General features: G+C 38.4%; 16 protein-coding genes. 14 read left to right on the top strand and 2 right to left on the bottom strand.

The annotated features are described in order from the left end of the window. Window position 1 precedes the first annotated feature (1 nt). From ACO6FI_RS09760 to ACO6FI_RS09740, 5 genes are read left to right on the top strand one after another with little or no spacing between them, the layout of a single operon-like run. Window positions 2-646 (top strand): HAD family hydrolase, encoded by a 645-nt coding sequence (locus ACO6FI_RS09760; RefSeq protein WP_485457165.1) that lies wholly within the window; start codon window positions 2-4, stop codon window positions 644-646. Continuing rightward, window positions 643-1,188 carry a hypothetical protein gene (locus ACO6FI_RS09755; RefSeq protein ID WP_485457164.1) on the top strand — a complete coding sequence of 182 codons (546 nt, stop codon included), beginning with the start codon at window positions 643-645 and terminating at the stop codon, window positions 1,186-1,188. Before ACO6FI_RS09760 ends, ACO6FI_RS09755 begins: the two co-directional genes overlap by 4 nt. After that, complete coding sequence (locus ACO6FI_RS09750) at window positions 1,188-2,207, top strand: RluA family pseudouridine synthase (protein ID WP_485457163.1); 1,020 nt, start codon at window positions 1,188-1,190, stop codon at window positions 2,205-2,207. The genes ACO6FI_RS09755 and ACO6FI_RS09750 overlap by 1 nt, the downstream gene beginning before the upstream one ends. Further along, a complete protein-coding gene (locus ACO6FI_RS09745) occupies window positions 2,179-2,709 on the top strand; it encodes a Holliday junction resolvase RecU (RefSeq protein ID WP_485457162.1) in 531 nt (176 codons plus the stop codon). Before ACO6FI_RS09750 ends, ACO6FI_RS09745 begins: the two co-directional genes overlap by 29 nt. A gap of 11 nt (window positions 2,710-2,720) precedes the next feature. Next, window positions 2,721-3,086: a phosphoribosyl-AMP cyclohydrolase gene (locus ACO6FI_RS09740; protein WP_485457161.1), complete on the top strand. Its 366-nt coding sequence runs from the start codon at window positions 2,721-2,723 to the stop codon at window positions 3,084-3,086. 103 nt (window positions 3,087-3,189) lie between these two features. Here ACO6FI_RS09740 and ACO6FI_RS09735 read toward each other — a convergent pair whose 3' ends face one another. Beyond that, a complete protein-coding gene (locus ACO6FI_RS09735; RefSeq protein WP_485457160.1) occupies window positions 3,190-3,708 on the bottom strand; it encodes a COG2426 family protein in 519 nt (172 codons plus the stop codon). Window positions 3,709-3,798: 90 nt separating this feature from the next. On the opposite strand from ACO6FI_RS09735, the gene ACO6FI_RS09730 reads away from it, so the two are divergent. The 6 genes from ACO6FI_RS09730 to ACO6FI_RS09705 all read left to right on the top strand — a co-directional run bounded on the left by ACO6FI_RS09730 (window position 3,799) and on the right by ACO6FI_RS09705 (window position 9,575). Beyond that, window positions 3,799-4,656, top strand: coding sequence for a patatin-like phospholipase family protein (locus ACO6FI_RS09730; RefSeq protein WP_485457181.1), 858 nt, complete (start codon window positions 3,799-3,801; stop codon window positions 4,654-4,656). A 148-nt stretch (window positions 4,657-4,804) separates the two neighbouring features. Next, on the top strand, window positions 4,805-5,812 hold the full coding sequence (locus ACO6FI_RS09725) for an ABC transporter substrate-binding protein (protein WP_485457159.1): 1,008 nt from the start codon (window positions 4,805-4,807) through the stop codon (window positions 5,810-5,812). A gap of 63 nt (window positions 5,813-5,875) precedes the next feature. After that, on the top strand, window positions 5,876-6,778 hold the full coding sequence (locus ACO6FI_RS09720) for an ABC transporter permease (RefSeq protein ID WP_448946322.1): 903 nt from the start codon (window positions 5,876-5,878) through the stop codon (window positions 6,776-6,778). A gap of 1 nt (window position 6,779) precedes the next feature. Continuing rightward, window positions 6,780-7,577, top strand: a complete 798-nt coding sequence (locus ACO6FI_RS09715; RefSeq protein WP_448946321.1) for an ABC transporter ATP-binding protein — start codon at window positions 6,780-6,782, stop codon at window positions 7,575-7,577. An 18-nt stretch (window positions 7,578-7,595) separates the two neighbouring features. Then, window positions 7,596-8,228 carry a cytidylate kinase-like family protein gene (locus ACO6FI_RS09710; RefSeq protein ID WP_485457158.1) on the top strand — a complete coding sequence of 211 codons (633 nt, stop codon included), beginning with the start codon at window positions 7,596-7,598 and terminating at the stop codon, window positions 8,226-8,228. After that, window positions 8,229-9,575, top strand: a complete 1,347-nt coding sequence (locus ACO6FI_RS09705) for a citrate synthase (RefSeq protein ID WP_485457157.1) — start codon at window positions 8,229-8,231, stop codon at window positions 9,573-9,575. It begins immediately after the preceding gene. Window positions 9,576-9,603: 28 nt separating this feature from the next. Here ACO6FI_RS09705 and ACO6FI_RS09700 read toward each other — a convergent pair whose 3' ends face one another. After that, window positions 9,604-10,107 (bottom strand): hypothetical protein, encoded by a 504-nt coding sequence (locus tag ACO6FI_RS09700; protein WP_485457156.1) that lies wholly within the window; start codon window positions 10,105-10,107, stop codon window positions 9,604-9,606. Between the two features lie 77 nt (window positions 10,108-10,184). On the opposite strand from ACO6FI_RS09700, the gene ACO6FI_RS09695 reads away from it, so the two are divergent. The 3 genes from ACO6FI_RS09695 (at window position 10,185) to ACO6FI_RS09685 (ending at window position 14,548) form a co-directional block, all read left to right on the top strand. Then, window positions 10,185-11,867 carry a DUF2142 domain-containing protein gene (locus ACO6FI_RS09695; RefSeq protein WP_485457155.1) on the top strand — a complete coding sequence of 561 codons (1,683 nt, stop codon included), beginning with the start codon at window positions 10,185-10,187 and terminating at the stop codon, window positions 11,865-11,867. An 89-nt stretch (window positions 11,868-11,956) separates the two neighbouring features. After that, entirely contained in the window at window positions 11,957-13,621 is a 1,665-nt protein-coding gene (locus tag ACO6FI_RS09690) for a DUF5722 domain-containing protein (RefSeq protein WP_485457154.1), read from the top strand. Between the two features lie 135 nt (window positions 13,622-13,756). Further along, window positions 13,757-14,548 carry a glycosyltransferase gene (locus ACO6FI_RS09685; RefSeq protein ID WP_485457153.1) on the top strand — a complete coding sequence of 264 codons (792 nt, stop codon included), beginning with the start codon at window positions 13,757-13,759 and terminating at the stop codon, window positions 14,546-14,548. Window positions 14,549-14,553 lie beyond the last annotated feature (5 nt).

The raw sequence follows: 14,553 nt of genomic DNA, 5'->3' as shown, positions 1-14,553 counted from the left end.
TATGATAAAGAACATTAAAGCGTGCATATTCGATCTGGACGGAACGCTGGTGGACTCTATGTGGATGTGGCCGGACATAGACAGGGAGTATCTTGGCAGATTCGGTATTGAATATGACGACAATTTAAAAAATGAGATAGACGGTATCAGCTTTCATGAGACTGCCGTATACTTTAAGAATAAGTTCGGTATATCGGACAGTATTGAAAAGATATGTAAGGACTGGGAGGATATGGCATATGATAAGTATAAGTATGAGGTCAAGGAAAAACCCGGTTGCAAAAAGTTTTTGGAGCATTTAAGGTCAAAAGGCATCAGGATGGGGATTGCGACAAGTAATAACAGGTCAATGGTGGATGCGGTCTTGGAATCCTTAAATATGAAAGATTTCTTTGAGGTTATCACAACTTCTGATGAAGTAAAAAGAGGTAAGCCGGCACCTGATGTGTACCTTACCACTGCAAAGCTTCTTAATGTGGAGCCGAAAAACTGCCTTGTATTTGAAGATGTTGTGGCAGGTATAATGGCAGGCAAGTCGGCAGGCATGAAAGTCTGTGCAATCGAAGATGATTTTACCAAGGAAGTCAGACAAAAGAAAAAGGAGTTGTCAGACTACTATATAGTAGACTACAGTGAATTGATATGATAAAGAAAAAAGGTGAGTACGGATATAGAAAGTACTTCAAGATAAAAAACGGGATAATGATAGGATTCTTTATTATCGTTATTTTGATACTTTTTATAGCTTCAAAACATACTAAAGAAAATATGTCAAGGATACTGTTGGTGTCGTCTATACTTATGGTACTGCCTATGGCAAATCTTTTATCGCCTTTTTTGGTAGTGTTTAAGTACAGGTCATGTGAGTACGACCTTGTAAAACCGTATTTGGAGGATAAGCATTTTTTATTTGACATTATCCTTACTATGAAGGAACAGGTTATGCCTCTTGATATCATATATATTGACGGAGAGAGGATATTTTGTGTTCTTTCAAATAAGGCGGACAAAAGAAAAACCGAAGACTTTATAAAAGAGAGAATGAAACTTGGGGGAATAAGTGTGAATGTAAAGGTCTGTGAAAGTATAAATGAATTAAAAAAGTTTATAAAAGTCTCGCAGACCGACGAGAATGTTGACAATAAATTAAATGAGATTAGGGCAATCTTAAAAAGCCTGTCGGTATAATGGTTGAGATAATTGTAGGAAAGAATGAAAGCGGTCAGAGGCTTGACAGAGTGTTGGAAAAGATATTTGTAAATGCAAATGCTGGCTTTATCTTTAAGATGCTCAGAAAGAAAAATATTACACTGGATGATAAGAAGGCTGACGGCAAGGAGAGACTGATGCTTGGGTCAAGTATCAAACTTTGGTTTTCAGATGAAAGCTTTGAAAAACTTACAGGAAAGAAAAATATTTCACAGACAGTCAAGGCTGAAAATACAGATAAGGACAATAAGGCGGCTACATTCAAGTCATATATAGTATATGAAGATGAAAATACTGTAATTATAAATAAGCCGGCCGGATTGTTGTCACAAAAGGCACAGGCAAATGATGTATCTGTAAATGATTTGCTTTTAGAGTACCTTCATTTTGATGAGACAGCTTTGAATACTTTTAAGCCTTCTATTTGCAACAGGCTTGACAGAAATACTTCAGGACTTTTGGTATGCGGTAAAACTCTGGAAGGTCTTAGAGTAAATAATGAGCTTATAAAGACAAAGGCGGTAAAAAAGTTCTACGTGGCTTTTGTAAAGGGGAAAGTAAGTAAAAAAAGTGCTATATCCGGTTGGCTTTATAAGGATGAAAAGACCAATAAGGTGATTATAAAAAATAACGAGTTTGAAAAAGCGGATTATATACAGACGGAGTACGAGCCTATAGGATATTTTGACGATGCCACTTTACTGTCGGTAAAGCTGATTACAGGAAAGACACATCAGATAAGGGCACATCTGGCAAGTATATCACATCCGATAATAGGAGATTTCAAGTACGGCAACAGGTCTGTAAATGAAGCCTATAAGAAAAAATACGGAATAAAATGGCAAATGCTGCATTCATATAAACTTGTATACGAAAATGAGGACATATCGGATACAAAGACTTTCAAAGCTCTAAAGGGAAAGTGCTTTGTGGCCGAGTATAACGGTGATTTCAGAAAGGTGATAGGAGATGGGAACTTGGAAGACAAGAGGTCTTAGAGGCTCCGCACTTGAAGAGTATATAAACTATTCAAATGAAAAGTACAGAGAAGCGGGGCTTGCACTGATTCAAAAGATACCGACTCCTATCACACCGATTGATATTGACAAGAGTACAAGGCATATCACATTGGCATACTTTGATAAGAAGTCAACCGTGGACTATATCGGGGCGGTACAGGGGTTACCTGTATGTTTTGATGCCAAGGAGTGTGCGACTGCAAGCTTTTCTTTGGCAAATGTACATGAGCATCAGTTTAAATTTATGTGTGAGTTTGAAAAGCAGGGCGGTATAGCCTTTTTGATTATATTTTTTAAGTCACTTGATAAGATTATGTATGTGCCGCTAAGTGATTTGAGAGTATTTATGGACAGGATGTATGCAGGCGGTAAAAAGAGTTTTAAATTTGAAGAGCTGAACTTGGAGTATGAGATACCGAAAAAAGGCGATATTATCGTGCATTATCTTGAAAGTCTGAGTTTATATCTTTTGGACAGGTAAAGGAGAGATTTATGAAACATATTGATGCCAGAATTTACAGCGGAAAAACAAATTTTGAGTGGAAAGACTTAAAGCTAAATAATGAAGGTTTACTCCCTGTTATCGTTCAGGATTTTGTAGACAATTCCGTTTTATTATATACATATATGAATGAAGATGCATGGAATAAGACTTTATCTACAGGTCTGTTCACTTACTTTTCAGATATACACAACAGGTCAATAGTAAAGGGTAAAAAGTACGGCAACTATCAATATGTCAGAGAACTGTTTTTGAACGGAGAAAAGGATGCGCTTTTGGTAAAAGTCTATTCTGTGGCACCTATATGCGGTGACGGCAAAAAGAGTTGTTTTTTCAATGATATAGAGGAAATATAGTTATGAACACTATGCTGCTTATGATGTCGGTCATTATACTGCTGTTTTGGTATTAAATAAAGGACCTATATAAAAAGTCGCAACGAAAGCCGTTGCGATATTTTTATGCCACCTTTGAAATAAGTCCGAAGGATATAATCATCATTATAATACTTGCCATCAGCATGCCAAGCAGTATACCGAGGAAAGCTTTTTTTCTGTCCATCTCAAGAAATGCCGCAATTATTGCACCTGTCCAGGCACCTGTACCCGGAAGCGGTATACCTACAAAGATTACAAGTCCCCAAAAACCGTATTTTTCTATAGAGTCCTTATTCTTCATTATCTTTTTATGCAGGAATGAATGGAATCCTCTAAAAAGTTTGAATCTTGATTTTTCCATTGCCCTTAAAATTTTATTGATTAAAAGGAGTATAAAAGGAACCGGAATAACATTGCCCACTATTGCGATAATATAGCTCTCAAGCGGCGGAAGCTTAAGCAGTGATGCGGCTATAAGTCCTCCTCTAAGCTCCAATATAGGCAACATGGATATAATAAATACTATCAGCTGCTTGCCGAAGCTGAGTGATAAAAGTCCACCCATCATCCCGATAAGTGATTTCGCTAATTTTTCTGCCATAAAATACCTCTCATTTTTACGATAATGTAGATTGTAACAGATTGAGTAATTACAATCAAGGTGCTAAAATATTAAAACGGAGGTGGAATGATGGATATATTAAAGGGAGCATTGTGTTTGGAAGGCGGCTCTTTAAGAGGGCTTTTTACTGCCGGAGTTTTGGACGCATTTTTGGACAATGATTTGTATATTGAATATGTGAACGGAGTTTCAGCAGGCTCTATGAACGGAATGAACTATGTTTCAAAACAGAGAGGCAGGTCAAAGAGGATAAATCTTAAGTATCTGCATGATAAGAGGTATATAAGTTTCAAAAATATGTTTACATCAAGACAGATATTCAATTTTGATTTTTTATTTGGCGATATTTCAAATAAATATGATCCTTTTGATTGGGAAGCCTTTAATGACAAATCACAAAAGTATGAGGCTGTAGCCACAGATGTAATAACCGGTGAAAGTACATATTTTGACAGAGATAAATGCAGTGATATTGTGGCAGGTGTAGAAGCGTCGGCATCCATACCTGTGATGTCGAAAATGATTGATGTTGAGGGAAGAAAGTATCTGGACGGCGGAGTGTCCACATCCATTGCATACAAAAGAGCCTTTGACCTCGGATATCCAAAGGCTGTGGTTGTACTTACAAGAGAAGAAGGATACAGAAAAAAGCCTGTAAACAAGGTAAATGAGAGTATATATAAGAGATATTTTAAGCCGCTTCCAAGACTTGTAGATAAGCTTATGACTGTGCCTGAAAGGTATAATGCAATGCAGGAAGAGATGGAAGCTCTTGCAAATGAGGGTAAGCTTCTTATAATAAGACCGCCAAAGAAGGTCATTGTACAAAGACTTGAAAAGAGTGTTGCCAAGCTTGAGAGCCTATATAATGAAGGCTATGAAGAGGGTTTAAAGAATATTGAGAATGTAAAAAAGTTTTTAAGTTAAAATCAGTAATTTAGCCTAAATTTTGAGTTATATTATTATTACTTTATCACTTTAAACTTTTAAGGTTTAAAGCCTTAAGGTATTGACGCGAAAATTTTGTTATAGTATAATCCATTGCAGAGTTTTATTGTAAATGGAAGGACAGTATATGAAAAAGAATATATTTAAAATAGCTGTAGCTATGTTACTTGGAGCAAGCCTTATGGCATGCGGCTCTAAGGCGGATACTTCAGACAGTACTGCAAGCGCAGACGCAAAATCCGATGTTTCATCACAGGCGGATGCGAATGCAAAGAAGATAGGGATTTTGCAGTATGTACAGCATCCTGCACTTGATAAGGCAAATGAAGGCTTTGTTGCCGCACTTAAAGAGGCGGGAATGAATGTGGATATTGAGCAGGAGAATGCCGGAGGTGAGCAGTCCGCGGCACAGACTATCGCAAACAAACTTGTAAACGATAAAAAGGATTTGATCCTTGCTATTGCAACACCGGCGGCACAGGCCGTAGCAGGTGCCACATCAGATATTCCTGTGGTTATAACTGCAGTTACAGACCCTGCAGATTCAGGACTTGTAGACAGTAACGAGAAGCCTGGCGGCAATGTTACCGGAAGTTCGGACCTTACACCGGTAGCGGATCAGATTGAGCTTCTTACAAAGATTTTACCTGAAGCAAAGAATGTAGGTATTCTTTACTGTACTGCGGAAGCTAATTCAAAGCTTCAGGCGGGACTTGCTATGGACGCCATGAAGGCTAAGGGGCTTAACGGTGTGGAGTACACCGTTTCAAGTTCAAATGAGATACAAAGTGTTGTTGAGTCTATGGTAGGCAAGGTAGATGCCATCTATGTACCTACAGACAATGTTATTGCGGCAGGTATGACAACCGTAGCAATGGTTGCAACTACAGAACATAAGATTCCTATTATCGGAGCTGAAGCGGCTCATGTAGAAAACGGTGCTCTTGCAACATACGGTATAGATTATTTTGAGGTCGGCAAGCTTGCAGGAGAGCAGGCTGTAGAGATTCTAAACGGAAAGTCTCCGGCAGATATTCCGATTGCATATTTACCTAAGGACAAATGTAAACTTGTTATAAACGATGAGGTTGCAAAGGAACTTGGAATAGATACATCAAATATTTCAATGGAATAAGAATTTTTCAAGACCGGTGTATGCCGGTTTTGTTGTTATTAAATATAATTTGTGGAGGTAAAAATGTTTACAGCACTGTTGGGAGCCGTATCACAGGGTATACTTTGGGGTGTAATGGTTCTTGGAGTATATATTACTTATAAATTACTGGATATTCCGGATTTGACGGCTGACGGAAGTTTTGCTTTCGGAGGTTGTGTATGTGCGGTTATGATTGTTAATTTCCATATGAATCCTTTGGCGGCGCTTATATTTGCTACAATTGCAGGTATGATAGCCGGATTTATCACAGGAGCATTGCATACGATATTTGAGATTCCTGCTATACTTGCAGGTATTTTGACACAGATTTCTTTGTGGTCAATTAACCTACGAGTTATGGGAAAGAGTAATGTGCCGCTTTTAAAGACAAAGACCATATTTTCATGGCTTACAGATGCTACGGGAATCAGCAATTCAATAGCAGGTGTTATTTTGGGCGGAATAATAATAGTACTTATAATACTTATTTTATATTGGTTTTTCGGTACGGAGCTGGGTTCTGCACTCAGAGCTACAGGAAATAATGAGGCGATGATTAGGGCACTAGGTGTAAATACAGCTCATACAAAATTGCTTGCACTTGTAATCAGTAACGGACTTATAGGACTTTCAGGCGGACTTATCGTACAGAGCCAAAAGTATGCGGATATAAACGCAGGTACAGGTGCCATAGTAATAGGACTTGCGGCAATAGTTATAGGTGAGGTAATACTTGGAAAAGTGATTTCATTCTGGATGAAACTTACATCTGCTGTAGTCGGGTCAATAGTATATTTTGTAATAAGAGGTATTGTATTGCAGCTGGGTATGGACGCAAACGATATGAAGATGCTCTCAGCTATAATAGTGGCATTGGCATTGGCAGTACCGGTAATTAGTGCTAAAATAAGATTAAACAGAGCATATTCACCAAAGGGAGAGTAAGATGTTAGAGATTTTAAATGTAAGCAAGACCTTCAACAAAGGTACAATAAACGAAAAGAAAGCTTTAAACAAACTGTCACTGCATCTGAATCCCGGCGACTTTGTAACAATCATCGGTGGAAACGGTGCAGGTAAATCTACAATGTTGAATATGATTGCAGGCGTGTATCCTATAGACGGAGGCAGGATCATAATAGACGGAGTAGACATATCAAGGATGCCTGAGTACAAGAGAGCAAAGTATATAGGAAGAGTATTTCAGGATCCTATGATGGGAACCAGTGCAGGTATGCAAATAGATGAGAACCTTGCACTTGCTTTCAGAAGAGGTGAGTCAAGGGGACTGGCTTGGGGTATCAAAAAATCGGAGAAGGAAAAGTACAAAGAGATACTTTCAAAACTTGACCTCGGACTTCAGACCAGAATGACTTCAAAGGTGGGACTGCTGTCGGGAGGTCAAAGACAGGCGCTTACACTTTTGATGGCAACACTCAAAAAGCCTAAGCTTTTGCTTCTTGACGAGCATACGGCGGCACTTGACCCGAAGACTGCAAAGAGAGTACTTGACCTTACAGAGCAGGTAGTTGCAGAGCAAAATCTTACCGCAATGATGGTTACTCACAATATGAAGGATGCGCTGAATATCGGAAACAGGCTCATTATGATGCACTCCGGAAGAGTGATATATGATGTAAGCGGAGAAGAGAAAAAGAAACTTAAAGTCGATGATCTTTTAAGAAAGTTTGAAGAGGCAAGCGGCGGAGAGTTTGCAAATGACAGAATGATGTTGGCAAACTAGATAAAAACGGAGGGGACTATGGATAAGAAACTTATTATCACCATAAACAGAGAATATGGTAGCGGCGGAAGGATAATAGGACAGAAGCTTTCAGAGAGACTTGGCATACCTTATTATGACGATGAAATAATAAGGCGTGCATCCGAACATTCGGCTGTAGGAGAGCAGTATTTCAGAATGAATGATGAGAGACCGGGTAACCATATTTTACAAAGAATCATAGGCGGAATAAAGAATGCAAATAATAAGCCGTCAATAGGTGACGATATTGTTTCACCTGACAATCTTTTCAGATTTGAAAGTGAAGTGATAAGAGAGTTGGCTGCAAATGAAGCCTGTATACTTATCGGAAGATGCTCCGACTTTGTACTTAGCTCCGCAGGAGATGAGGATTTTATTTCACTCTTTGTGTATGCGGACCTCTCTACAAAAGTGGACAGAGTAATGGATGTAGACGGAGTGGACGCCAAGGAAGCTCTTAGACGAGTACAAAGAAACAACAGGATCAGAAAAGAGTACTATAAGTACTACACAGGTGAAGAGTGGGACGATATGACACATTATGATCTGCCGCTGAACACATCAAAGATTACACTTGATCAAGGCGTGGAATTGATACTTGAGTATTTAAAGATTAGAGGAAAGTTATAAATGAGAGATAATTGTATTGACAGTTTTTTGGCACAGGAGTTCGGTAAGAGTCAAAATTATAATGAGATAAAAAATGTGCTCTTCAGTGAGTTCAATGTAAAAAAGGGACTTAGAAACGAAGACGGCACAGGAGTAAGGGTAGGACTTACAAAGGTTTCCGATGTAGTGGGCTATGATATAGTGGACGGCGTGAAGACAAATGTGGACGGTAAGCTCTACTACAGAGGCTACAGTCTTAACGACCTTGTAAACGGAAGTGCAAAATCTGTCAGAGGCTATGAAGAAGTAATGTTCTTACTGCTGTTCGGTTTCTTGCCGAATAAGGTGGAGCTTGATAATTTTTCAAAGGTATTTAGAAGTATGTACGCTTTGCCTAACGGCTTTTTTGAGAGTGTACTTCTTAGAAATCCGGGAAAGAATTTGATGAATGTACTTCAAAATGCGGTACTTACACTTTACAACTACGATGATGAGCCTGACAATGTGGATGTATTTTCCACTTTATTAAAAGGACTCAGAATATCGGCATTTCTACCTGTAATAATGTGCTATGCATATCAGGCAAAGAGACATTATTTCAACAATGACAGTCTTATAATACATTATCCTGATGAGAAACTGTCAATGGCTGAGAATATCTTACAGATGTTAAGAGTTGACCAAAAATTCTCAAAGAACGAAGCGGCACTGCTGGACACAATACTTGTACTTCATGCGGACCACGGCGGCGGTAACAACTCAACATTTACAAATGTAGTGGTTTCATCCACAGGTACGGATATATACTCTACAATAGCCGCATCTATAGGTTCACTGAAAGGACCTAAGCACGGCGGCGCAAATATATCCGTGGTGCAGATGATGAAGGCCGTGAAGGATGAAATAGGCATAACCACAGATGAAAAGAAGATAAGAAATGTTGTAAACAGATTGCTTGATAAAGATTTCTATGACTGTAGCGGACTTATATACGGATTCGGACATGCGGTTTATACAATTACAGACCCTAGAGCCGAGCTTTTAAGAGAGTACTGTGAGGTCGTGGCAAAGGATAAGGACAGACTTGACGAATATCACTTCTACGAGGTGTTTGAAAAGACTGTAAAGAAGGTGGTATTTGAAAGAAAGGGAACTACAATTTCTTCAAATGTAGACCTTTATTCAGGATTTGCCTACAATATGCTTGGAATACCTGAAGACTTATATACACCGCTCTTTGTAGTGGCAAGAAATATAGGTTGGGTTGCACATAATGTGGAGAACAAGCTTTATGACGGAAGAATAATGAGACCTGCTACAAAGTATGTGGGTGATTTACACGAATATACTGCATTTAAAGACAGATAAAAAAGAGGCCTTAGGCCTCTTTTTAAGTTCAGTTCTTTTTTCCATCATCAAGGACATCGTCTATTTTTTGTGCAAGGTCTTTTTTGTCCTCGTCAGGATTCATTTCATAAAAGTCAACTTCCACTTCAGAATCATCATCCTCAGACTTTTTTGTTGCCTTATCAAGCTTATCTTTTGCTTTATCAAATATAGGTTTTGCACTGTCCTTAGCAACATCGGTTGCAGCGGCCACATTGTCACTTACAATATTTGCAACTCCTTTAAGTACTTCCTTGGCGGCGCTTGCCATTCCCTTGGCACTGTTTGCGGTATCCTTAGCGGCAGTAACGAATTCATCTGTAGATGATTTCAGTTCGGTATATTTTCTGTCGGAAGGGTTATTGTCTGTATTTTCATCAAGTTCATCATCAAAATCTTTGAACTCACCCTCCAATTCCTTTTGATATCCTTTATACTTCAGTACATATGACACACCTGCTGCTGCGGCACCTGCAAGAGATGCTAAAAATAATAACTTTTTGAAACTTGCCATAATAACCTCCTTTACAATTGTGGTGATTACAGTGTAATATCTATTTGTAAAAAGTACAAGTGTTATTTGGAGAGAATATGAAAAAAATAATATATTTTTTGGGATATATCATAGGATTTATTATAATTGCATATATCAGCTACACTTATGTAAAAATGGGAATCTCACATACAAATGATATATTCTTAAAAAAGGGATATTTTGTTTTGGCTACAGCTGTTTTTGTTATAGTTTTGGCCTCACTTATATATCTGAAGTTGACAAAATTAAGTATTGTAAAGATATATCCGATAGTACTGACATTATTCGGACTTGCATATATGTACGTATTTCCGGCAATGTCGGCTCCGGATGAGATTGCACATTTTATCTCGGCATATAAAATATCAAATATAATGCTTGGTGAGAGAGCCACTGTTACAGACGGGCATGTGATAATAAGAGCCGGAGATTTGTGGCTTGAAGATACTGAGAATGAATATAAATTTGATGCAAATAAAAGTGTAAAAGAGGGCGTTTTGATACCGGAAGGAGGGAGTCATGGCAAAATTGTTTCAAGCAAGCTGGAAGAAGCATCTTATAAGGTTTTTTATGAAGAGGGGAATCTTCGCAGTCGCAATAGCGGGATTAGTTTTAACGGAAAGACTTATGACAAAGCGCAGTCGCTACATTCACCTGTAAATACCATACCGAGTGTATATTTTTTTGCAGCACTCGGCATAAGTATAGCAAGGATATTGGGGCTTGGAAGTGTATATCTTGTGATTTTCGGCAGACTCGCAAACCTGGCGGTCTTTGTTTTGCTTACATCTTTTGCAATAAAGCTTTTGCCGAAGTTTAAAGAGTTTATATTCCTTATAGGTTTGTTTCCGACTACAATCGAACTTGCTGCGTCATATTCATATGATGCGATTATGATTGCAAGTTTGATTTTCTTTGTTTCATATGTATTTTACCTTGCATATGAAAAGGATTCCTTTAATATAAAGGATTTAATAGTTGTGACATTGTTTTCAGGACTTATTTTACCCTGTAAGATGGTATATTTTCCTATACTGCTTATACTTTTTGCAATACCTATGCAAAAATTCAGTGTAAGAGGCAAGGTAAACGGAAAGATAAAAAAAGAAAATATAACATTTTTCCTTGCAAGTGCGGTGACTGTACTTCTGTCATTTGTAATTGCAATGTATCTGGTAAACAGGGCGACGGTGGTAGGATATTCCACAAGCAATACCGACAGTCTTGAGTGGGCGGGTGAGCAAAGCTATACAATAGGGTATTTGATTCACAACAAAGCCAAGGCGATAAAGTTGTTTTATAATACAATTATTTTGCAGCTTGAATACTATCACGGTACCATGATGGGAACTTATTTGGGTCATGCGGATACTGTGGTCGGAATACCTTATATAGGTTTTTTGGTATTAAATGCAGCTTTAATACTTTCCGTATTCGGAGAGGGCAAGGAAAAGTTGCTGCTTTTAAAGGATAAAATTCTTGTTACTGTAAGTGTAGGCTTTATAATATTCCTTATACTTTTATCAATGCTTATTGCGTGGACTCCGATAAGTTCACAGTTTATAGAGGGAGTCAGCGGCAGATACTTTATACCGGTGATGCTTCCTATACTTTCGGTACTTCAAAACAACAAGCTTTCTGTAAAGAGTGAGATGAAGAGAACTTTGATATTCCTGTTTATTTTTGTGAACGGACTTTCTCTTTTACAGATATTTGCTACAGTATGTATAAGACTCTGACGCCTTACTTAGTAAATAACAAAACTGTAAAAAAAAATTAACAAAACAATTTGTGAAATACGCTATAATAGTTCTTATAAGGAGGCGAAATGAAGAGAAGAAATTTAATAAAGCTTGCATCCGCATTTGCGGTTGTGACTATGCTGGGACTTGGCATACACGGTAAGGCATATGCGCTTGGTGCAACATCAAGTATCGATTCTGTTACAATAGGTTCAAATAAGACTACGGTTGACATTACTATGAACAACTCAGGTGATATGTCAGGTACCGACGGTAACTTTTATCTTTTTGAGTTACAGCCGTATGAGGACGGTATCGGAAACAGAACCGACTATCTTGAAAAATTAAGTGCGGGAAGTGTAACAAAATCATATCAGTTGAATAAGGGAAGTGAGAACAGCAGACTTTATAACAGCTATGTGGTGGCGGTATATGACGGAAGCAAGTATGTTCCTGTAAGTTCACAAAAGTATATCACAAATCCTGAGGCGGTTGCTTCAAATACTGCCGCTTATAAGACACAGGCCTCAAAGAAAGGATTGCAGATTGAGTTAAAGATGCTTGACGATGCTTTTGACCTTGGAGTAAAGCACGCATCCACCAATATTGCCTTCAATCAGATCCTCGGTAACGGTATCGACTACAATTACAACGGTAAGACATATCATTTCAACAAGGCTGTAGTTGAGGACTATGACAAGACTATCAGTGCATTCTCAGGAAAGGATATGACCGTTACGGCCATTATTCTAAACGGCTATAATGAAGCACATCCTGAGCTTATGTATCCTAATATGCCGAGAAGAGACAGTATATTCTACTATATGTTCAATGCATCCTCAAAAGAGGGAGCCGAGACTACAGAGGCTATAGCGTCATTCCTTGCGGAAAGGTACAACGGAAAGACTCCTAAGTACGGTAAGGTATCCAACTGGATTATCGGAAATGAGATCAACAACCAGCAGTGGAACTATGTCGGAGATATGGATGTAAGAAGCTATACAAGAAGATACGAGAAGGCATTCAGAATTTTCTACAATGCAATCAAGTCAAACTCGTCAACAGACAGAGTATTTTACTCACTTGATTACAACTGGAACAATGAGATCAACAACAAGAACAAGTACGGCGGCAAGCAGGTAGTTGATAACTTCAACTCTTTGGTATTGGAGCACGGAGATATAGACTGGGGTCTTGCATATCACCCGTATCCGGCACCTATGACGGAGCCTGAGTTCTGGGATGATGCAGAGAAGACAGGACTTATCAAGGACAGCTTTGATTCTCCTGTAATCAACTTTGCAAACCTTAATAAGCTTACAGACTACTTTGCACAGGATGCACTCAAGAAAAACGGTGTGGTAAGACATATAATGCTTACGGAGGAGGGATTTACAGCCACCAATCCTACAAGAGGCAATATAGAAAATGAGCAGGCTGCGGCATTTGCGTACTCATATTACCTTGTAGATTCAAACCCGTATATCGAAGCATATATACTCAGCCGTCAGGTGGATGCACCGCTTGAAGTAAGGGCGGGGCTTTCATTCGGACTTTGGACCTGCAATATGAATGTTGGTGATGAGATTAAGGCTGTTTCAAAGAGAAAAATTTGGAATGTATTCAAGTACATTGACAAGGCAAAGTACACACTTGACAATACAGACTTCGCAAAGAGCGTCTTAGGTATAAGCAAGTGGCAGGAAAAAGTTCCGAACTTTAAGTGGACGGCACAGGAAAACAGAAGATAATATCTATAATCTATGGGAAGGCGTTCCTTTCCATAGATTTTTTCATATACTGCGGGTAATGCAATAATAAGCTTTTCGTGGTATAATGTGAGACATTGTATATAAGCAAAATAAAGTAGCAAAGACGGAGCCGTTATGAAACATACATTTGTTATTTGTGCATATAAGGAATCAAAATATTTGGAGGACTGTATAAAATCTTTGAAAGCTCAGGAAGTAAAGTCTGATATAAAGATTGCAACCTCTACACCTAATGAATATATTTACAGTATTGCAAACAAATACGGAATTGATGTATTTGTCAACAATATTAAAAAAGCCGATAATATTTCAAATATAAGCAATGACTGGCAGTTTGCCTACAATATAGCTACCACTGAGCTGGTAACGATAGCGCATCAGGATGATATTTATCTTAAACACTATACAAGGGATTTATTAAAGTATAAAAAGAAATATCCCGATATGACTCTTTTTACCACATCGTCCATTACTATAAAAAACGGAAGGATGAAGTTCGGAAAAGTGGAGTTCGTGAAGAGAATTCTCAGACTGCCGCTTACTTTCAATGCTCTAAACAATATAGAGTTTGTAAAAAGACTTGCTATAACCTTCGGCAATCCTATAATAGCACCGAGCTGCGCCTATGATAAGAGACTCTGTCCGAAAGATTTGTTTTTATCAAGTTTTCAGTTTGCGCTGGATTGGGAGTGCCTTCTTAAGCTTGCAAAATTGGAGGGCAGGTTTGTACTTTGTGAAAATCCGGGGATTTGCTATAGAGTACATGACGGTGCGACCACAAAAAAGAGTATACTTGATCACTCAAGGCAAAAAGAAGAAAGTATTATGTTTGACAGACTGTTGCCAAGGCCCGTGGCAGTTGTCATAAAGAAACTCTATCAAACTTCGTATAATGCATATTTTTAGGGGGA

This window comes from Lachnoanaerobaculum sp. (assembly GCF_057250505.1).
This window is presented reverse-complemented; position numbering and strand designations above follow the sequence as displayed.